General features: G+C 55.0%; 21 protein-coding genes and 1 other annotated feature. Of the genes, 18 read left to right on the forward strand and 3 right to left on the reverse strand.

Annotated elements, in window-relative coordinates; genetic code table 11:
• Window positions 1-146 precede the first annotated feature (146 nt).
• The 3 genes from B2U90_RS08380 to B2U90_RS08390 are packed head-to-tail and all read left to right on the forward strand — an operon-like array spanning window position 147 to window position 2614.
• Complete coding sequence (locus B2U90_RS08380) at window positions 147-986, forward strand: D-alanyl-D-alanine carboxypeptidase family protein (protein WP_292017576.1); 840 nt, start codon at window positions 147-149, stop codon at window positions 984-986.
• Window positions 987-1012: 26 nt separating this feature from the next.
• On the forward strand, window positions 1013-1720 hold the full coding sequence (locus tag B2U90_RS08385; protein ID WP_059076063.1) for a response regulator transcription factor: 708 nt from the start codon (window positions 1013-1015) through the stop codon (window positions 1718-1720).
• Window positions 1721-1744: 24 nt separating this feature from the next.
• Entirely contained in the window at window positions 1745-2614 is an 870-nt protein-coding gene (locus tag B2U90_RS08390) for a DMT family transporter (protein ID WP_292017577.1), read from the forward strand.
• A gap of 243 nt (window positions 2615-2857) precedes the next feature.
• Here the strand turns inward: B2U90_RS08390 and B2U90_RS08395 are convergent, their stop codons facing one another.
• From B2U90_RS08395 to B2U90_RS08405, 3 genes are read right to left on the reverse strand one after another with little or no spacing between them, the layout of a single operon-like run.
• Entirely contained in the window at window positions 2858-3301 is a 444-nt protein-coding gene (locus B2U90_RS08395; protein WP_292017578.1) for a hypothetical protein, read from the reverse strand.
• A gap of 3 nt (window positions 3302-3304) precedes the next feature.
• Window positions 3305-4093, reverse strand: a complete 789-nt coding sequence (locus B2U90_RS08400) for a DUF1700 domain-containing protein (RefSeq protein ID WP_292017579.1) — start codon at window positions 4091-4093, stop codon at window positions 3305-3307.
• A gap of 7 nt (window positions 4094-4100) precedes the next feature.
• On the reverse strand, window positions 4101-4382 hold the full coding sequence (locus tag B2U90_RS08405) for a hypothetical protein (protein ID WP_059076067.1): 282 nt from the start codon (window positions 4380-4382) through the stop codon (window positions 4101-4103).
• Between the two features lie 232 nt (window positions 4383-4614).
• Between B2U90_RS08405 and B2U90_RS08410 the strand changes: the two genes are divergently transcribed.
• The 15 genes from B2U90_RS08410 (at window position 4615) to B2U90_RS08480 (ending at window position 18255) form a co-directional block, all read left to right on the forward strand.
• The gene (locus B2U90_RS08410; RefSeq protein ID WP_059076068.1) at window positions 4615-4827 is read left to right on the forward strand and encodes a DUF951 domain-containing protein; all 213 of its coding nucleotides are present in this window, start codon (window positions 4615-4617) and stop codon (window positions 4825-4827) included.
• A 131-nt stretch (window positions 4828-4958) separates the two neighbouring features.
• The gene (locus tag B2U90_RS08415; protein WP_059076069.1) at window positions 4959-6176 is read left to right on the forward strand and encodes an ATP phosphoribosyltransferase regulatory subunit; all 1218 of its coding nucleotides are present in this window, start codon (window positions 4959-4961) and stop codon (window positions 6174-6176) included.
• 1 nt (window position 6177) lies between these two features.
• Window positions 6178-6810, forward strand: a complete 633-nt coding sequence (gene hisG / locus B2U90_RS08420; protein WP_059076070.1) for an ATP phosphoribosyltransferase — start codon at window positions 6178-6180, stop codon at window positions 6808-6810.
• 26 nt (window positions 6811-6836) lie between these two features.
• Entirely contained in the window at window positions 6837-8129 is a 1293-nt protein-coding gene (gene hisD, locus B2U90_RS08425; RefSeq protein ID WP_292017580.1) for a histidinol dehydrogenase, read from the forward strand.
• Window positions 8119-9204 (forward strand): histidinol-phosphate transaminase, encoded by a 1086-nt coding sequence (gene hisC / locus B2U90_RS08430; protein ID WP_075581933.1) that lies wholly within the window; start codon window positions 8119-8121, stop codon window positions 9202-9204. Before hisD ends, hisC begins: the two co-directional genes overlap by 11 nt.
• Complete coding sequence (gene hisB, locus B2U90_RS08435; RefSeq protein WP_372237432.1) at window positions 9140-9781, forward strand: imidazoleglycerol-phosphate dehydratase HisB; 642 nt, start codon at window positions 9140-9142, stop codon at window positions 9779-9781. The genes hisC and hisB overlap by 65 nt, the downstream gene beginning before the upstream one ends.
• 1 nt (window position 9782) lies before the next feature.
• A complete protein-coding gene (gene hisH / locus B2U90_RS08440) occupies window positions 9783-10397 on the forward strand; it encodes an imidazole glycerol phosphate synthase subunit HisH (RefSeq protein ID WP_075581934.1) in 615 nt (204 codons plus the stop codon).
• Between the two features lie 4 nt (window positions 10398-10401).
• The gene (gene hisA, locus B2U90_RS08445) at window positions 10402-11118 is read left to right on the forward strand and encodes a 1-(5-phosphoribosyl)-5-[(5-phosphoribosylamino)methylideneamino]imidazole-4-carboxamide isomerase (protein WP_150824779.1); all 717 of its coding nucleotides are present in this window, start codon (window positions 10402-10404) and stop codon (window positions 11116-11118) included.
• Window positions 11119-11883, forward strand: coding sequence for an imidazole glycerol phosphate synthase subunit HisF (gene hisF / locus B2U90_RS08450; RefSeq protein WP_059076076.1), 765 nt, complete (start codon window positions 11119-11121; stop codon window positions 11881-11883).
• Window positions 11883-12599 (forward strand): bifunctional phosphoribosyl-AMP cyclohydrolase/phosphoribosyl-ATP diphosphatase HisIE, encoded by a 717-nt coding sequence (hisIE, locus tag B2U90_RS08455; RefSeq protein ID WP_059076077.1) that lies wholly within the window; start codon window positions 11883-11885, stop codon window positions 12597-12599. The genes hisF and hisIE overlap by 1 nt, the downstream gene beginning before the upstream one ends.
• 17 nt (window positions 12600-12616) lie before the next feature.
• On the forward strand, window positions 12617-13741 hold the full coding sequence (locus B2U90_RS08460) for an HAD family hydrolase (RefSeq protein WP_292017581.1): 1125 nt from the start codon (window positions 12617-12619) through the stop codon (window positions 13739-13741).
• A 310-nt stretch (window positions 13742-14051) separates the two neighbouring features.
• Entirely contained in the window at window positions 14052-15233 is a 1182-nt protein-coding gene (locus tag B2U90_RS08465) for an amidohydrolase (protein WP_292017582.1), read from the forward strand.
• Between the two features lie 198 nt (window positions 15234-15431).
• Window positions 15432-15675: a binding site (T-box leader), on the forward strand.
• Between the two features lie 37 nt (window positions 15676-15712).
• Window positions 15713-16567: a 4Fe-4S dicluster domain-containing protein gene (locus tag B2U90_RS08470; protein ID WP_059076080.1), complete on the forward strand. Its 855-nt coding sequence runs from the start codon at window positions 15713-15715 to the stop codon at window positions 16565-16567.
• Window positions 16568-16654: 87 nt separating this feature from the next.
• Window positions 16655-17479: a MetQ/NlpA family ABC transporter substrate-binding protein gene (locus B2U90_RS08475; RefSeq protein ID WP_292017583.1), complete on the forward strand. Its 825-nt coding sequence runs from the start codon at window positions 16655-16657 to the stop codon at window positions 17477-17479.
• Window positions 17480-17916: 437 nt separating this feature from the next.
• Entirely contained in the window at window positions 17917-18255 is a 339-nt protein-coding gene (locus B2U90_RS08480; protein WP_150824640.1) for a hypothetical protein, read from the forward strand.
• Window positions 18256-18464: the final 209 nt, after the last annotated feature.

Raw genomic sequence — 18464 nt, forward strand, 5'->3', positions numbered from 1 at the left:
ATTGACAATCCTACCGATTTGCATAATAATATGTGAGAGATTATAAAAAATATAAACTGTACCAGCATGCTTTCTGGTATTGAAAAAATCGTTTTGTTAGAGTCTGGATACAATCAGACACAAAATGATCTAAAAGGAGAGATTGGATGTTTTCTGCTTGTAAAAAATTACTATGCTCGTTGTTTGTCATTCTGCTTGCTTCCGTCGGCGGCACGGCCGGATCCGTTCAGGCTGATGTACCGCCTACGTCGGCCGAAGCGGCCTGTCTGATCGACGCCGATACGGGACGCATCCTGTACCGGGTCAATCCCGATAAATGGGTCCATCCGGCCAGTACGACGAAAATCGTGACCATGATCACTGCCCTCGATCAGGGGAAAGACAAGCTCGACAAGCCATTGTACATATCCTGGGGAGCAGCCAATACGGAACCATCCTGCCTGGGCATTGCCCCGGGAGACCAGATTACCCTGAAAGAAGCGATGCGGGGGATGATGGTCGTTTCCGGCAATGATGCGGCCGTAGCCGTAGCGGAAACGGTCGGCGGCTCTGTCGCCGGATTTGCCGACATGATGAACGCCGAAGCCGTCAAGATGGGGGCGACCCATTCCCACTTCGTCAATCCCAACGGGCTGACCGCAGCGGGACATCATACGACGGCCGTCGATATGGCCCGTATGGCCGCGTATGGACTCAAGCATTATCCTGAATTTGCCTATACGGTGGCTCTGCCGTCGTATCAGATGCATTATATAGACGGTCACACCAAATATGTCACGACGACCAATCATTTCCTGACCAGTGGCTATGAGGGAGCCAGCGGAGTCAAGACGGGATATACCCAGGCGGCCGGAGACTGCCTGGTCGCCTCGGCGACCCGCAACGGACACACGCTGGTAGTAGCCCTGTTCAATGATGACGATCGCTGGGAAGATGCGCCGGCCATCCTGGACTATGGCTTCCGACGCATCCAGACAGGTCGCTGACCGTTAGCACGAGAGGGGGAAAGACTATGAAACGCATATTAGTCATAGAAGATGATGAATTAATTGCCGCGCTGGAGCGGGATTTTCTGCAGAACAATGGATTTGAAGTCACGGTGGCCCGCGAAGGCCGGCCGGGACTCCGGGCACTGGAACAGATGGCTATCGATGCCGTCGTCCTCGACGTCCACCTGCCCGATATAAACGGCTTTGACCTGTGCCGTGCCATCCGTGAAAAATACGATATTCCCGTCATTTTTGTGACAGCCAGCGGCAGTGACGAAGACCAGATCAGAGGGCTGGCCCTGGGTGCCGATGACTATATCATCAAACCGTTCAATCCGTCGGTCATGGTAGCCCGCATCAAGGCCCATATGGTGATGCATGAACACCTGCTGGCCGGGGCACACCTGACGAAAGATGAAGCCGTGCCGGACATCCAGAGCGGAGATTTGCGCATCTATATCCGCCGCCGGCAGGTATTCCGGGGACAGACGGAAATCCCGCTGACAGGGAAAGAATTCAATCTCCTGTTATATCTGGCCCAGCATCCCAATCAGGTTCTTTCAAAAAAAGAACTGTTTGAAAAAATATGGCATCTCGACGCCCTGGGAGAAATGGCTACGGTCACGGTCCATGTCAACCGCCTCCGGGACAAGATGAATATAGTGGAACCGGAATTTACAGCCATTGAAACCGTCTGGGGCAATGGCTACCGCTTCCGTCTCGAAAATTAAATTTCCTGAAAAGGGGTGAAGCTTATGACGGTGGGAAAAGCGAACGCCTGTGTGCTGGCTGCCGGCGCCATGTGGGGAACGATCAGTATTTTTATCCGCCACCTCGACGGAGCCGGGTTATCGGCATTGCAGGTCTGCCTGATCCGTACCCTGCTGGCGTGGCTCATTACCGGGGCCTTCCTGGCCATCCGCTCACCGCAGCTGCTTTCCATCCGCCTGCGCGACTGCTGGTACTTTATCGGTACGGGCGTCATCAGTTATGCCTTATTCAGTACGTGCTATTTTATGGCTGTCGCCATGAGCCAGGTGTCGGTAGCGGTCATGCTGTTGTATACATCGCCTGTTTTTGTCACCCTTCTTTCAGCGGTGATCTTCCATGAACGGATGACGCGCCGGAAATGGCTGGCCCTGGTGTGTACCGTTACGGGCTGCGTTCTCGTGGCAGGCGTCTTCCAGGGGCATCTGGCCGTACCGCTTCCAGCACTGGCCCTGGGGCTGGCGTCGGGATTTCTCTACGCCCTGTATTCCATTTTTGGCCGCTTTGCCCTGAACCGCTACGACCCGCTGACCGTTACCTTTTATACCTTTACCTTTGCTACGGCAGCGATGCTTCCTCTGGGCCATCCCGGCTATATCTTTGAAGTCCTGATGGGAGACCCATCCCTCTGGCTCTGGGTCGCGGGAATCGCCATCGTCTGCTCCGTCCTGCCATATTTTCTCTATACGGTTGGACTCCAATATATGGAATCGGGAAAAGCCGCCATCATGGCGACCATCGAACCCTTCGTAGGATCGGCTGTGGGCATCTTCTTCTTTGCCGAACCCCACGGCCCGCTGAAACTCATAGGCATGGCCCTCATCCTGGGATCGGTCATCATACTGAATAAGAGATAGTGAAAAGATAGTTTGATGTTTGAAGTTTGAAGAAAAAGCATAGAAAAAGATAGTTAAAAGCGAACCCCCTGGGAGCTGTCTGCTTTTGGACAGCTCCCAGGGGGGTTCGCTTTGTGTTAGTTTTTAGGTACGAATGTCGGTTTGAAGTGCCGTATAGCATGGCGTCCTCTGCTTATCGCAGGGACGGCAAAGATTCGCTATCCGTCGAACCGCTCTTTTCATCAAACCTCAAACTACAAACTATCATCTTCTATTCCCGTTCGTATTGCTGTTTTTCTGGGTCTGATTGCTCTGACGGGTCTGCTGCTGGCGCAGTTGTTCCCGTTCTTTATCGAGGCGGGCTTTTTCCTGGGCTAGTTCACGGCGGTGGGTTTCGACTTCCGCCCTGGCCCGTTCGTCGGCAGCGGCCTTTTCTTTTTCGGCTTCGGCCTTGGCCTCGAGGTCGCCAAATTCTTCCTTGAATTTGGCTTCGTAGAGGCTGGCCTTTTCCGGATACATGGTGCGCAGTTTGTTCAGGAGGGTCATTTTGGCGTCATCGCCACGGTCGCCCAGGGTCTTCAGTGCCTGGTATTCTTCGTAATAGGCCAGCCACTGGCGCATGCGCGGGGCATCCGTACTGGTATAGGAGCTGAGGCTGAGGAAAGCAAAGACGGCCGTCAGCACCAGACAGATAATGGTTTTGGCCATGATTCAGGCCCTCCTTTCTTTCGGACTTTTGGCGGCGGCGTGCAGGGCCGAGGCGGCCGAGCTGGCTGTCATGCCGGCAAAGAGGATTGTCAGGAGAAGGAAGATCATCGTCTTGCCGGAAATGGGCGGCATGGGGACGAGGCCGAAAAAGAGGTACGACGGCATGGCGACGAGGAACAGGCAGGCGATGATGGCCAGAAAGAGGACGGCGTAGATCATGCCGCTCAGGACGGAGAACAGCGTCCCGATGATATCAAGTACCGGCCGGGCTGCGGCCTTTCCGGCGCGGCTGAGGGAATCGTCCTTATCCCATTCAAAGTCTTCCCCTGTAGACGGTCTGCGGCTGCGTCCCCGGCGCCGCGGTCTGCGGCTGTCGTAATATCCGTCATCATCATAAGAACGGCGATTCTGCGGCGGATTTCCGTTATCGTAAAAGGTATCGTCCCAGCTCTTGCCATCGCGGTAATACTGCTGGCTCTGGGCACGGCGGCGCAGCCGGTCCGGATCCTTTTCCCAGTCGTAGGGCGCGGCATTGCGGCGCTGGCTCCGGGGCGTATCGTAATCATCGCCGGGAAGACGGGGATTGTCTTCGGGGATGATGGGCTTGCCGATGTAATAACGGTAAATATTTTTTGGTGAACCGAGTTTGACACATATTTCCTCTTCCGATTTCCCTTCTTTGGCACCGAGGCGGAACTGTTCTTCACAGTCCTCGATGATGCCCTTCAGGTCGTCTTTATCGGCCTTGCGGAAATAGTATTTCAACAGGTCCATAAATTCAGACTTTCGCATGGATTCCTTACCTCTGTTTTAACACATACTCTTCGTAACGCTGATGAAACCGGGCGCCCCATTGCCAGCAGACGACTCCCAGGACCATGATGGCCAGGATGAGGAGCAGAATGACGGCGGCCGGGACGTGGGGCAGGAAAGAAATCGCTGCCAGCGGCTCTTTTTCCATTGCAATACAAAAAGCGACCCAGGCCAGAAGGGCCACGCAGACGGCGGTACAGCAGCCGCCCAGCGTATACAGCATGAGATAGGCTGCACGCAGGGTCCGGGGACGGGGTGAATCTGCCATGATAGGACTACCTCCCAGAAATATAATCAGAAATGAGCGTATTTTTCCTTGTATGGCGTACGCTGCTCACACTATACTATCACATAACGGCCTTCCTTTCCAGTATTCCGTGGAAAGGGGCCGGCATCCTGTCTGCCGGGAGAGTCGTTTTCCCTTTGGCTTGCATCCCGCCCGTATTTGAAGTAACATAATGTATCATAGACTGCACGAGGCAGTAAAGGAGGTACTTGTTATGGCAGATTTTGTCCGTTATCAGATCGGGGATGTAGTCCAGCTCAAAAAATCCCACCCCTGTGGTTCCAATGAATGGGAAGTGCTGCGCATCGGCGTCGATTTTGTCATCCGCTGCTGCGGCTGTGGCCACCGGGTCATGGTGCCGCGCCCGAAATTTGAAAAATCGGTCAGGAAAATCATCCGTCGTGCCACACCGGAACAAGATGGGTAAATTTTTTGAAAAAGGGCTTTTTATTTGCTGTGATTTGTGCTACAATTCTAATCAGTCGTTCTTCATTGCTTTACCTCAGTAAAGCGATAAAGAAATAAAGCAAATACATAGTATGCAAGGAGTGCATAAAGATGCTCAGTAATACACTGGATGGAGTCAAGATGCTCCATCACGATGAAATGCGGAATTATGACCGCATCCAGGGGAAACTCGTGTCGGTCATCATGAATCACGGCTGCAAAATCATCGAAACGCCGAGTTTTGAAGATTATGATGTATACCAGCATTACTTTCCCCAGCTGCGCCAGCAGATGGTCAAGACCATCGACACGGACGGCCGGGTCCTGGTCCTGCGGCCCGATGTGACCGTACCTCTCGTCGAAACGGCAGCGCGGGAATTTCCCCGGGCCAACCAGCTCCTCAAATTCGGCTATGTCAGCACCGTATTCCGGGAATATTTCGGCCGGTCCACCTATGGCAAGGATTTCCTTCAGGGCGGCATTGAAATCCTCGGTGATCCCAGTCCCGAATGCGATGGGGAAGTCATCGTCATGGCGGCGGAAATCCTCAAAGCCGTCGGCGTGGAACATATCCGCATTGACATGGGGACGGCGGCCTATACCCAGGCCCTGTTCGACGGACTGCCCCTGGAAGAAGCTCAGAAGCAGACACTGCGCCAGTATATGGCAGAGCGCAATCTCGTCGCCTTTGGCAAGTACCTCTCGGGTCTGTCCCTCGATAGCGAAGCCCGCAAGGCCCTGGAAGCCATCCCGGTCCTCTTCGGTCCCTATGCGGAAACGCTCAGCAAGGCCCGCGGCTACTGCATCAACAGCGGTATGCGCAATGCCCTGACGCGGCTGGAAAAAGTTTACGACTACATCCTCTATGCCGGTTATGCCGACAAGGTACAGCTCGATTTCGGCTTTACCAGCACCCTGGGATATTATACGGATATGGTGTTCAAAGTCTACGTGGACGGCGCCCTGTACGATGTCATCGACGGCGGCCGCTACGACAAATTATCGGCCCAGTTCGGTGTAGACCGGCCGGCCTGCGGATTTGGCATGAACATCAACCTTCTCTACGAATTCATGAGTGACGCCGGCCTTCTCGAAGACGCCCAGCCCAGTTTCCAGCTGGCCGTCTCCTATACGGACAGTGACCAGACGCTGATCCGCGACCTCATGCAGTGGCGTCAGCGGGGCTTCCGCGTCGCCGCCTATCCCGACTCGTCCTTTATCGACAGCGGTGATTACAGTATCCACGCCGTATACCGCAATCACAGTTATTATAAAGACGGCCGCGAAATGAGCGCACACGATCTGGAAGACATGATGAGGGGGCTTTGAGATGTCCATACATATAGCGCTCGCCAAGGGGCGCATCCACAAAGTAGTTATGAAATATCTGATGGAAAGCGGCTATGAATTTCCATCTTATTCGGAAGACAGCCGCAAACTCATCTTTGAAGATGCCGGCCATACGCTGAAACTGACACTGGTCAAATCGCCCGATGTGGCCGTCTACGTCGAACGGGGCGCTGCCGATATCGGCATCGTCGGGGAAGATGTCCTCATCGAAGACAATGCCGGCGCCAACGTCTACGAAGTACTCGATATCGGCATCGGCCGCTGCAACATGGCCGTAGCCGGCGTCAAGGGAAAGAAAGTGGATATGTCCCGGCGCATCACGGTCGGGACGAAATACCCGCGCATCGCCCGGAAATATTTTGAAGAAAATCATCACAGCGTCGATATCATCAAACTCAATGGCTCAGTCGAACTGGCACCGCTGGTCGGCCTGTCCGATGTCATTGTCGATATCGTCGAAACGGGGAATACCCTGCGGGCCAACGGGCTGGAAGTCCTGGATTATTTCATGGATTTCAGTGCCCGCATGATCTGCAATCCCGTTTCCTTTAAGATGAAATATGATGAAATACATACGCTGATCGATGTCATCAAGAAGAAAGAAATCCGATAAGACCGCTACCAGAAGGGGAGATATACATGGAATGGATAGAAGTGCCCGATGACGGGCTGACGCTGCAGGAAATACGGAATATCACCAAACGGAGCCAGGCAGAAAACGCCGGTATCCGCCAGAGTGTGGAAGATATCCTCACGGCTGTACAGGAAGAAGGCGACCGGGCCGTGCGGGAGCTGACAGAAAAATTCGATGGTGTGCGCCTCGACAGTTTCCTGGTCACGGCAGAGGAAATCGAGGAAGCCGCCCGCAAAGTCGGGCCGGAATTCATGGATATCCTGACGGAAGCGCGGGATAATATCCGGGCCTATCACGAACGGCAGAAACAGGAATCGTGGATGGATACCTTCCGCGACGGTGTGCGCCTCGGCGCCCGCTATACGCCCATCCAGCGGGTCGGCGTATACGTGCCGGGCGGTACGGCAGCCTATCCCTCGACGGTCCTTATGGATGTCATCCCGGCCGAAGTGGCCGGTGTGCCATCCATCGCCGTCTTTACGCCGCCTGCCAAAGACGGGTCAGTCAATCCCTACATCCTGGCTGCCGCCCACGTAGCCGGTGCTACGGAAATCTATAAAGTCGGCGGCGCCCAGAGCATCGCCGCTGCCGCCTTTGGCACGGAAAGCATCCCGCCGGTCTTTAAAATCGTCGGCCCCGGCAATGCCTACGTCGCCATGGCCAAGCGCCTCGTATTCGGCACCGTCGGCATCGACATGATTGCCGGTCCCAGCGAAGTGGGCATCCTGGCCGATGAAAACGCCAATCCCGTATGGGTGGCAGCAGACCTTCTGGCCCAGGCCGAACACGACCGCCGGGCCGCCGTTTTCCTGGCTACGCCGAGTGCTACTCTGGCATCGGCCGTCGAAGGGGAAGTGGAAAAACAGCTGGCAGAGCTGCCCCGGAAGGATATTGCCGCTGCATCCGTAGCCGACCACGGCAAAATCTTCATTACCAAAGACCGGCAGCAGGCCATCGATATCATGAACCTCATCGCCCCGGAACATCTGGAAATCGATTTCCCCGATGCTGAGCAGTATGTGGATCAGATCCAGAACGCCGGCGCTATTTTCATCGGATCCTATACGCCGGAACCGATCGGCGACTATTTTGCCGGTCCGAATCATACCCTCCCGACCATGGGGACGGCGGCCTTTTCCTCGCCCCTGGGAGTCTATGATTTCGTAAAACGGAGCAGTCTCCTGTCGTATAATAAAGAAGCCTTTGACAAAGTGGCAGAAAAAGTCATCCGCTTCGCCAATGTAGAAGGATTGCAGGCTCACGGCCTGGCTGTAAGGAGGAGAATCGATGAAAACTGAATGGCTGCGTCAGACCATACGCGATTTTGAACCGTATAAAGTACCGGAAATACAAGAACATACGATTATTAATGCCAATGAAAGCCCCTATAATATCCTCGACTTCCCGTCGGTCCGGGCCGATTTCCTGAAAGGTCTGGATGAAATCAAAAGTTACCGCTATCCCGACCCTTACGCCGAAGACCTGCGCAAGGCCCTCGCCGGGTACGTCCACTGCCGTCCCGGCCAGATTCTGGCTACCAACGGCGGCGATGAAACGATCAGTCTCATCCTGAATACGTTTATCAACCCCGGTGACACCGTGCTGGTCCATACGCCGACCTTTGACATCTACGGCATCGACGCCACGGTCCTGGGCGCCCGCGTCGTCCACGTACCGGACGATGACGGATACTGCCGCAATGCGGAAAAACTGCAGCAGGCCATCGCCGACATGCAGCCGAAAGTGACCTTCGTCTGCAATCCCAACAACCCGACGGGCAGCATCTGGCCCGTTGCGGTCATTGAAAAACTGCTGCAGACGGCAGACAATATCGTCGTCGTCGATGAAGCCTATCTGGAATTTTCCGGACAGGACAGCGTCATTCCCCTCATGGACCGGTACGACAACCTCATCGTCATCCGCACCCTGTCCAAAGCCTTTGGCCTGGCCGGATTCCGTCTGGGCTACGGCGTGGCCCGGGAAGACGTCATCGACGCCCTGTCGCTGACCAAACTGAGCTATCACCTCAACAGCGTTACCCAGCTCATGGGCTGCGTGGCCATGAAACACTGTGATGAAATCCTCGGGCACAACGTCCCGCCGACTATCGGAAACAGGGACTATCTGGAACGGGAACTGAGCGGCTTTGATGGCGTCACGGTCTATCCCAGCGCGACCAATTTCATCCTCGTCCGCGTCCCCGACGGTCCGGCCCTCATCGCTGCTATGAAAAAAGCCGATATATGCGTCCGCTTCTACAGCGCCAAAGACCTGCAGAACTGCATCCGCCTCACCGTGACGACCCGCGATGTGGCCGACCGGATCCTCGCCGTGTTCCGCAGCCTCTACAAGGAGGTGGCCGGCCGTGCGTAATGCGTCTGTCAACAGGGAAACGGCAGAGACACAGATTGCCGTTTCGCTCGAACTCGATGGGGAAGGGACCTTTGTCGGCTCGACGGGCATCGGCTTTTTTGACCACATGCTCAATCTCCTGGCCTGCCACAGTGGCATGGACCTGTCGCTTCACGTCCACGGCGACCTCGACGTCGACACCCATCATACACTGGAAGACCTGGCCATCGTCCTGGGCGATGCCCTCACGCAGGCCCTGGGCGACAAGAAAGGCATCAACCGCTATGGCATGTTCTACTGCCCCATGGATGAAGCCCTGACGCGGGTCGTCATCGACCTCAGCGGCCGTCCCTATCTGGTCTATGATGTGAAACTGGCGGTCGAACGGATTGGCACCTTTGAAACGGAAATGCTGCAGGATTTCCTCTACGCCCTGGCTGTCCACGGCAAAATGAACCTGCATGTGACCAATCTGTACGGCACCAATGCTCATCACATCGTCGAATCGGTATTCAAGGGTCTGGGCCATGCACTCCGTCAGGCCGTTGCCATCGAAGGCAATGCCGACAGCGTACTTTCTACCAAAGGGGTGTTATAAGATGAAAATAGCCATCATTGATTATGAAATCGGCAATCTGGCCAATGTATACAATGCCTGGCGCCGCCTCGGCCAGGATCCGGTCATCACCCGCGATCCCCAGGTCATCCGCGACGCGGCCCTGGTGGAACTGCCCGGTGTCGGCGCCATCCGCGACGCCATGGCCAATCTGCAGAAATTCGACCTCATTCCGCTTTTGACCGGACAGGTACAGGCGGGAAAGTTCTTTATGGGCATCTGCCTGGGCATGCATGCACTCTTTGAAACCGATTATGAAGGCGGCAAATACGACTGCCTGGGTTTCCTTCCCGGTGAAGTCGTACCATTTCAGACGAAACTCAAAGTACCCCACATGGGATGGAACGAACTGGAATTTCATCAGCCCCACTGGCTGCAGAAAAATCTTCCCGCCCATCCCTATGTCTACTTCGTTCACTCCTACCACAAGACGCCGGCCGATACGCCCGACGTCATCGCGACCGCCGATTACGACGGACCGGTCCCGGCTATCTGCGGCAGGGACAACGTCCTGGGCATGCAGTTCCATCCGGAAAAGAGCGGTCCCGTCGGGGCACAGCTCCTGCAGAATGTCTTAGATTACGTACAGAAGGGATGATAGTATGATCGTACTTCCGGCTATAGATATACAAAACGGCCATGCCGTCCGCCTGCGCCAGGGCGTAGAGACAGACAGCACGACCTATTTTGATGATCCCGTCGAAGCCGCCCGGAAATGGGCCGACGGGGGAGCTCAGTTTCTCCACGTCGTCGATCTCGACGGAGCCTTCAAGGGCGACCGCTGCAACGCTTCGGTCATCGGCCGCATCTGCGACGCCGTCGATATCCCCGTAGAAGTGGGCGGCGGCATCCGCAGCGAAGAAGCCATCAACACCTATCTCGAACAAGGAGTGGCCCGGGTCATCATCGGCTCCAAGGCCGTCGAAGACGAAGCCTTTACCCGCGAAATGGCAAAGAAATACGGCTCGGAGCTGGTCGTTTCCATTGATGCCAAGGGCGATACGGTCGCGACCCGCGGCTGGGTGGAAGGGAGCGACAAGAAAGTCCTGCCCTTTGCCAGTTTCCTCATTTCCATTGGCCTCCGGACCATCGTCTACACGGATATCAGCCGCGATGGCATGCTCACCGGCCCCAATCTGGACATGATGGAACAGCTGCAGCATCTGCCGTACATCCGCCTCATCGCCTCGGGCGGCATCAGCAGCATAGAAGACCTGAAGACGCTGCAGAATATGGGCGTCTACGGGGCTATTACAGGCAAGGCCCTGTACGAAGGCCGGATTACGATGGAACAGATCCGAAGTCTGGGGGGACGGTAAATGCTGGCAAAACGTATTGTACCATGCCTCGATGTGCGCGACGGACGCGTCGTCAAAGGCAAACAGTTCAAGAATATACAGGACGTAGATGACCCGGTGAAACTGGGGAAATTCTACTCCGATCAGATGGCGGACGAACTCGTTTTCTACGATATCACCGCTTCATACGAAAAACGTCATATCTTCATCGATGTCGTCCGGGCCGTAGCGGAAGAAATCAACATTCCCTTTACCATCGGCGGCGGCATCAGCAGTATCGACGATTTCCATCAGGTCCTGCGGGCCGGTGCCGACAAGGTTTCTGTCAATTCGGCAGCTGTACGGCGGCCGGAACTCATCCGTGAAGCGGCAGAACGCTACGGCAGCCAGTGCGTCGTCCTGTCCATCGATGCCAAGCGCGATGGTCAGGGCAGCTGGCAGGTCTACGTCGATGGCGGCCGCAAGAATACCGGCCTCGATGCTATCGCCTGGGCCAAGCAGGGCGTTGCTCTGGGAGCCGGGGAAATCTGCATCAATTCTATGGATTCGGACGGTGAAAAATCGGGCTTCGACCTGGCCCTCAACCACCGTCTGTCCACGGAACTGCCCGTGCCCATCATCGCCTCCGGCGGGGCCGGCACGATGAAAGATTTTAAGGACGTCTTCGACGCCGGTGCCGATGCCGCTCTGGCTGCATCGGTATTTCACTTCGGCCAGATCGCCATCCCGGACCTCAAAGCGTATCTTCAGGGCGAAGGAATTCCCATGAGAGGGGCAGAAAAATAATGGAATATGTAGATATACAGAATATCAAATTTGATGAAAAAGGCCTCGTGCCGGCTATCGTACAGGAAGGCCGGAGCGGAAAAGTCCTGATGATGGCCTACATGAACGAAGAATCGCTGAAAAAGACTCTGGAAACGGGGCGGACCTGGTTCTACAGCCGCAGCCGCCAGAAACTCTGGAACAAAGGCGAAGAATCGGGCCATTTCCAGGACGTGCAGGCTATCGCCGTCGATTGTGATGCCGATACGCTGCTCATCACCGTCAATCAGACGGGAGCCGCCTGCCATACGGGGCACAAATCGTGCTTCTACCGGGGCCTTGCCGGCAAAGACGAAACATCTTATGCGGGCAGCCTGTCCATGATGGCCGACCTGCAGGATGAAATAAAGGAAAAACGGGTCCATCCGACGGAAAAATCCTATACGGCCTATCTCCTGCAGACGGGCATCGATAAAATCGGCAAGAAAATCGGCGAAGAAGGGGCAGAAGTCATCATCGCCGCCAAAAACGCCGATCCCGTGGCAGGAGAACAGAACGAAGAAGCGGACAATCTGCGCCTGGAAGTGTGCAAGGAATCGGCCGACCTCCTGTATCATCTGGCCGTGCTCTGGGAAGATACGGGCGTGACCGTCAACGATGTCATGACCATCCTCGAAGGGCGGAGCCATGTCAAAGGCAATAAAAAAACCGTCGGCCATCAGGACAAGACATTTTGATTACAAGGTGAAATAAAATGAAGAAAGTAATTTTTGATGTCGATGGCGTGCTTCTCAGCGAAAAACGCTATTTTGACGTATCGGCCCTGACTCTCTGGGAATGGTACAACAGCCCTTTGTACATGGGGCTGTCCCAGGAACCGGTCCGGGCCAATCTGACAGAAGAGGAAATACGGGACCTGCGGGCCCGTTACTGGAAAGACGATGAAATCCTGCAGTGGCTCAAAGGCCATGGCGTCAACGACAACTGGGATATGGTCCATGCTCATATTTTCGTGACACTCTGGCTCATGCTGGAACAGTATGCGGCGACGACAGGACAGATCCGCCGCCTCTCCTTTGACACCCTGCGCGGCGTCCGCCTGGCAGGCATTTTCCTGAAAAACTGCGACATGCCTACGGCCAGCGATGTACTGGATGTCCTCAGGGATACCGTCCCCGACGGCGCCAGCAAAGACCAGGTCTTTGAATACCTGGGCAAAGCCGCCGGCGAATCGAAGGGCGGACAGGCCCTCGTACCTTATGCATCCCTCGACTCCTCTCTGTGGCATCTCCACGTGGACTGCTTCCAGAACTGGTATTTCGGCGACGACCTGTACCGGGAAACGTACGGCAGGGAACCGGATAACCCTGGCAAGAGCGGTTTTCTCACCAACGAAGCCCCCCTGGCCGATCCGGATGATATCCGTCACCTGTTCCAGGAACTGAAGCGCCGCGGCTATGACATCGCCATCGCCACCGGCCGCAGCCGCCGGGAAATGGAAATTCCCTTCCGCCACTACGGCTGGTACGACGAATTCGACCCGCTCTACATCTCGACTTCGACCGACGTCGACGAAGCGGCGGCCCTGCTCCACCGCTCCCTGGACAAACCCAATCCCTTTGCCTATTACCTGGGAGCCTTCGGCCATTACCCGGACCGCTACGCTGATTACGCAGATCATCCGGATACGTTCAAACAGGGGACCTATTACGTCGTAGGCGACTCCCTGGCCGACGTATGGTGTGCCAGATCCATGGGCGCCGTCATGATTGGCACCCTCACCGGCCTCGACGGCCAGAACGCCCGGGCCATGTTCGAAGCAGAAGGAGCCGACCACATCGTAAACAACGTCATGGATATACTGGACGTATTGAAGTGAAAAGATAGTTTGAGGTTTGAAGTTTGATGAAAAGGCCCCTTTAGACGCCGTTGGCGCCAGCTTCCCCTCACGGGGACGCCATGCTACACAGTGCTTCGAACCGACTATTTTTATACAAAACTTAGCGATTAAGCACCGCGACGACTGGCGTTTTACGTCAGGCATCGTCGGCGGGTCCGTCAGATGCAAGGAGGATGGAAGGAGGCGTAGCGGGGCTACGCTGACTGACGACGACGTGGCAGATGATGGGCACGCTGACGAGGCATAGTAAAAAAGCCAGACGCCGCGGTGCGCAGAAAGGGTGGTTGTTGTGAATCAGATTCAGGAACTGGCAAAGAAATATCAGGATACGGTCGTATCGTTGCGGCGGGAGTTCCACCGCCATCCGGAACTGAGTTTCCAGGAAGTGGAAACGACGACACGGATTGCTGCCGAATTGGACAAACTGGGGATTCCCTATGAAATCAACCCGGAAAAGAATACGGGCCTCGTCGCCTGCCTCAAAGGCGGAAAACCTGGCAAGGCCGTAGCACTCCGCGCCGATATCGACGGGCTGCCGGTCAAAGAACTGACAGGCCTTCCCTTTGCTTCGGAAAACGAAGGCAAAATGCATGCCTGTGGTCATGACAACCACATCGCCATGCTCCTTGGGGCGGCGTACATCCTCCACGAAGTACAGGACCAGATCTGCGGCACGGTCTATTTTGTTTTCCAGCCGGCAGAAGAACTCTGCGCCGGTGCGGAATACATGCTGCGCTTCGGCGACTGGTATGATAAAATCGGCTCCATGTACGCGGCCCATGTCTGGTTCGACATGCCTGCCGGCAAGGTCAATATCCAGGCCGGCCCCCGCTTTGCCGCCGGCACCCATTTCTACATCGACGTTCACGGCACGGGCTGCCACGGATCGCTGCCTCATCAGGGCATCGATGCCTCGGTCGTAGCGGCGTCCATCATGCTCAATATCCAGACCATCGTATCCCGCCGGGTCAGCCCCCTCGATTCGGTTGCCCTGACCATAGGCACCGTCCGGAGTGGCACGGCCTTTAATATCGTCTCCGGCGAAGCCCATATGGAAGGGACATGCCGTTATTTCCTGCCGGAAACGGGCAAACTGCTGGAAACGATGCTGAGCGATATGGTCCACGATACGGCTCATCAATACGGTGCTACCGCCGATTTCCACATGGATCTCATCGCCCCGCCGACTATCAATGACGCAGCCTGTGCCGGACTGGGAGCCAAAGCGGCGGCCAAAGTCGTAGGCGAAGACAACGTCGTCCCCATGGAACACACCATGGCCTGCGAAGATTTTGCCTTCTATACGGAAAAGAAGCCCTGCTGCTACGGCATCGTCGGCATCCGCAATCCCGAAAAAAATGCCATGTATCCCCAGCACAGCAACCGCTATACCGTCGATGAGGACGTGTTGGGAAACGGCGCCGCTATCTTTGCCCAGTATGCCCTCGACTGGCTGGAAGCCAATAAATAATAGAATTACATTCCATCCATCATCTCCTTGTAAATCCGGGGGATGATGGATTTTTTATTTCCTGCCATAGAAGACAGAATATGACAGAAAATAAGAGACTTCACTCAGATACGGGCAGAAGAAATAAAATTAGAATAAAGTTCTAAAATTGTATTGACAGAGCCCGGTGCCTATGGTAAACTTACACCATCAACTGAACAACAGGCAATGAAGAGAAGAGTACAGAAGCAGGAATGGCCCAGAGAGTCTCCACATGGTGGGAGGAGATGCAAGACAGCTTCTGGAAGATGGCCTCTGAGCCGGCAGGTCGAATAGTGAGACCGCCCGGGTGCACCCGTTACTGTGCTGGAGTATTGAGGGCCTGTGGCCTGCGTACTCGAGAAGGCCGGCTTTGTGAAGAGCCGGTGAAATTGGGTGGTAACACGGTACTTCCGTCCCTTTGCGGGGATGGAAGTTTTTTTTTATGATGAGGTGACACGATGGAACAGCAGAAACAGACAGGGCAGCAGCGAAGTGCCCTGAAACAACGGATCAAACGGCAGGCCCTGCGTCTGGGGGCCAATATTGTGGGATTTGCCAGCGTAGACCGCTGGCCGCAGCAGGGAGAAGTGGCCGAAGCGTACTGGCCCCAGTCCATCTGGCCCTGGAGCCGGACGGTCATCGTCCTGGGCGTACAGATTTACCTTCCCATGATTGAAACGACGCCATCGGTCGTCTATTCCGAATGTTACAATACGACGAACCGTCTCCTCGATGACACGGCATACCGCCTGGCCAACAAGCTCAACCAGTGGGGTTACCGGGCTCATTGGTTTCCCCGCGACTGCTACGGCGACATTTCCGTCCTGGTCAAAAAACCGGAAGCAGCCTTTTCCCACGTCTTTGCCGGAAAATACGCCGGCCTGGGGACGCTGGGACTCAATCACACCCTGATCACGCCCGAATACGGCCCGCGGGTGCGCCTCGTATCGGTCATTACCGACGCTGACGTACCGGCCGACGCCATGCAGGAAAAAGACTTGTGCATCCAGTGCAAGCGCTGCGTCTTCAACTGTCCGACCCATGCCTTTACGCCCCGGAACGACCGGCTCATCGCCGATATGGCCAAAGCGCGCTGTGCCGGCTATCATCAGAAACTCAAGACGGAATTCCGCTATCCCTGCGGCGTCTGTATTGCCGTTTGTCCCGTAGGGGCCGACCGCAAACGCTATGGCATGCATTCCGTCACAGCAGACGGGGCGGCACACTGCCGCGATTTCGGATCGGCCAACGCCGTAGAAGGCCGGGGCGTGCCGGAAGAAGCACAGAAAATCATCGATACGGCCATCCGCTGATTCCCTGCATACGGGGATGCGCACTGCCGTATCCTTGCAAATATAAAATATACCGATTTTGTATACAAATAAAAGGAGGAATATGACATGCATATTCAATGGAAAAAAATCATCACCCTGACTCTCACCGCCCTGGCCCTGACCGCCGTCCTGGCAGGCTGTGGCAGCACTCAGAATGGCAGTGCGGAAAAGAAAGAAATCACCGTAGGCGTCAACCCCGGATCGGGGGAACAGATCATGGAACAGGTCGCCAAGGCCGCGGCCAAAGACGGCCTGACCGTCAAAGTCAAGGTATTCTCGGACTACATCACACCCGATAAAGCCCTGGCCGATGGCGATATCGACCTCAACTCCTATCAGCACGTGCCGTTCCTCAATACGTTCAATGAAAAAAATGGTACTGATCTCGTCCCCATCGGCGATACTTACCTGGCACCGATTGCCCTCTATTCCCACCGCTATACGGATATCAAAGACGTACCGGACGGCGCCCGCATCGCCATCCCCAACGACCCCAATAATGGCAGCCGGGCTCTGCTGCTCCTGAGCAAACTGGGCTGGATCACCCTCCGGGATGGTGCCGATCAGACCAAACTGACGACCCAGGACATCACCTCCAATCCCAGGCACATCGACATCGTAGAACTGGAAGCCGGCCAGCTGCCCCGTTCCATCGATGATGCCGACGGCGCCATCATCAACGCCGGATACGCCATCACCGCCGGCCTGCGCATCAGCGACCGTATCGCCACCGAAGACGATACCAGCCCCTATGTCAACGTCATCGCCGCCCGGGCCAAAGACAAAGACAACCCGGCATATCAGAAATTTGTCAAAGCCTTCCAGTCTCCGGAAGTCAGACAATACATCGAAGAAAACTTCAAAGGCGAGCTCCTGCTGGCCTGGAAGTAAGAGACAGCCCTTTCCTGTTCGTACGGGAAAGGGCTGTTGTTTGTAGGTTGGAAAAGATAGTTTAACGTTTGATGAAAAGGCCGCAGGCCGTCCGTCGAAGAGGGAAAGGCTGGCAGCTGGTGGCCAGTGATTAGTGGTTAGCAGGAAGGGCAGCAGTCATCAGTCATCAGCCAGTAGCCGGTTCGACGGACCGGGTATCTTTGCCGTCTCTGATAAGGGAAGGAGGGCCACGAAGTGGCGGAAGGGTTCTTATTTCAATAAAGAGTTCATTCTGAGTCCGATTGTCCGTTCGACGTGCAGCATCCTCGGACTCAGAAATTGGGGCTCATATGATAAAAAGGCCGGGCCCGATGGATTGACACATATGTTCGATGAAGGTATCATATTATGTAACAATACGAGTGATTGAACGGTTTACAGAATAGGAGGAGTGGCGTATGGGACGGTACAATGTAGCTGTCATTGGCAATCGTAAAAACATAATAGATAGGATGTGTGCATTAATACCGGATTATATTGACTATTTTGAGGAAGAAACTTGCCGTGTCATACGTGTCGTCGGAAGGCATACTATTATTTCCTGGCCTAAGTCAGGGAAAGCGAAGCAGATTGTACCCCTAGAAGAGCTGAATCCCCAGAATGAACATGAAAAATTGTACCTCGCGGCTGTGGTGGATCAATACGATAATTTTCTCATGGATGCTGACGATGGTAAGAGACGGCTGTTAGAAATGAATCACCGTGATTGGCTGTATGTGTTTGAATGTCATATGTAGAAACTTACTGATATATTCCTGATAATCATTTGCATATTTGGAAATGAGGTGACAGGTTTGGCGTTATGATGCAGGTCTCGTGGGGCTGCTCTGGAAGTGGTATTATTTATCGTATTGTTTCCCGTCCATGACATTATGAGTATTGCCTTTTCCCAGGTACTGGAGTTTATTGTGGGAACAGAGGGGAAAGGTCATGAGCATCTGACGCC

The organism is Megasphaera sp. UBA4233 (genome assembly GCF_002395615.1).
Lineage (GTDB): Bacteria > Bacillota > Negativicutes > Veillonellales > Megasphaeraceae > Megasphaera > Megasphaera hexanoica.

Coding starts and splice junctions, on each gene's coding strand:
- hisG (WP_059076070.1), top strand. CDS start 6,178: ATGTCCATACATATAGCGCTCGCCAAGGGGCGCATCCACAAAGTAGTT.
- hisB (WP_372237432.1), top strand. CDS start 9,140: ATGTGGCCGACCGGATCCTCGCCGTGTTCCGCAGCCTCTACAAGGAGG.
- B2U90_RS08460 (WP_292017581.1), top strand. CDS start 12,617: ATGAAGAAAGTAATTTTTGATGTCGATGGCGTGCTTCTCAGCGAAAAA.
- B2U90_RS08385 (WP_059076063.1), top strand. CDS start 1,013: ATGAAACGCATATTAGTCATAGAAGATGATGAATTAATTGCCGCGCTG.
- B2U90_RS08410 (WP_059076068.1), top strand. CDS start 4,615: ATGGCAGATTTTGTCCGTTATCAGATCGGGGATGTAGTCCAGCTCAAA.
- hisIE (WP_059076077.1), top strand. CDS start 11,883: ATGGAATATGTAGATATACAGAATATCAAATTTGATGAAAAAGGCCTC.
- hisA (WP_150824779.1), top strand. CDS start 10,402: ATGATCGTACTTCCGGCTATAGATATACAAAACGGCCATGCCGTCCGC.
- hisC (WP_075581933.1), top strand. CDS start 8,119: ATGAAAACTGAATGGCTGCGTCAGACCATACGCGATTTTGAACCGTAT.
- hisD (WP_292017580.1), top strand. CDS start 6,837: ATGGAATGGATAGAAGTGCCCGATGACGGGCTGACGCTGCAGGAAATA.
- B2U90_RS08380 (WP_292017576.1), top strand. CDS start 147: ATGTTTTCTGCTTGTAAAAAATTACTATGCTCGTTGTTTGTCATTCTG.
- B2U90_RS08395 (WP_292017578.1), bottom strand. CDS start 3,301: ATGGCCAAAACCATTATCTGTCTGGTGCTGACGGCCGTCTTTGCTTTC.
- B2U90_RS08390 (WP_292017577.1), top strand. CDS start 1,745: ATGACGGTGGGAAAAGCGAACGCCTGTGTGCTGGCTGCCGGCGCCATG.
- B2U90_RS08470 (WP_059076080.1), top strand. CDS start 15,713: ATGGAACAGCAGAAACAGACAGGGCAGCAGCGAAGTGCCCTGAAACAA.
- B2U90_RS08475 (WP_292017583.1), top strand. CDS start 16,655: ATGCATATTCAATGGAAAAAAATCATCACCCTGACTCTCACCGCCCTG.
- hisF (WP_059076076.1), top strand. CDS start 11,119: ATGCTGGCAAAACGTATTGTACCATGCCTCGATGTGCGCGACGGACGC.
- B2U90_RS08405 (WP_059076067.1), bottom strand. CDS start 4,382: ATGGCAGATTCACCCCGTCCCCGGACCCTGCGTGCAGCCTATCTCATG.
- hisH (WP_075581934.1), top strand. CDS start 9,783: ATGAAAATAGCCATCATTGATTATGAAATCGGCAATCTGGCCAATGTA.
- B2U90_RS08400 (WP_292017579.1), bottom strand. CDS start 4,093: ATGCGAAAGTCTGAATTTATGGACCTGTTGAAATACTATTTCCGCAAG.
- B2U90_RS08415 (WP_059076069.1), top strand. CDS start 4,959: ATGCTCAGTAATACACTGGATGGAGTCAAGATGCTCCATCACGATGAA.
- B2U90_RS08480 (WP_150824640.1), top strand. CDS start 17,917: ATGGGACGGTACAATGTAGCTGTCATTGGCAATCGTAAAAACATAATA.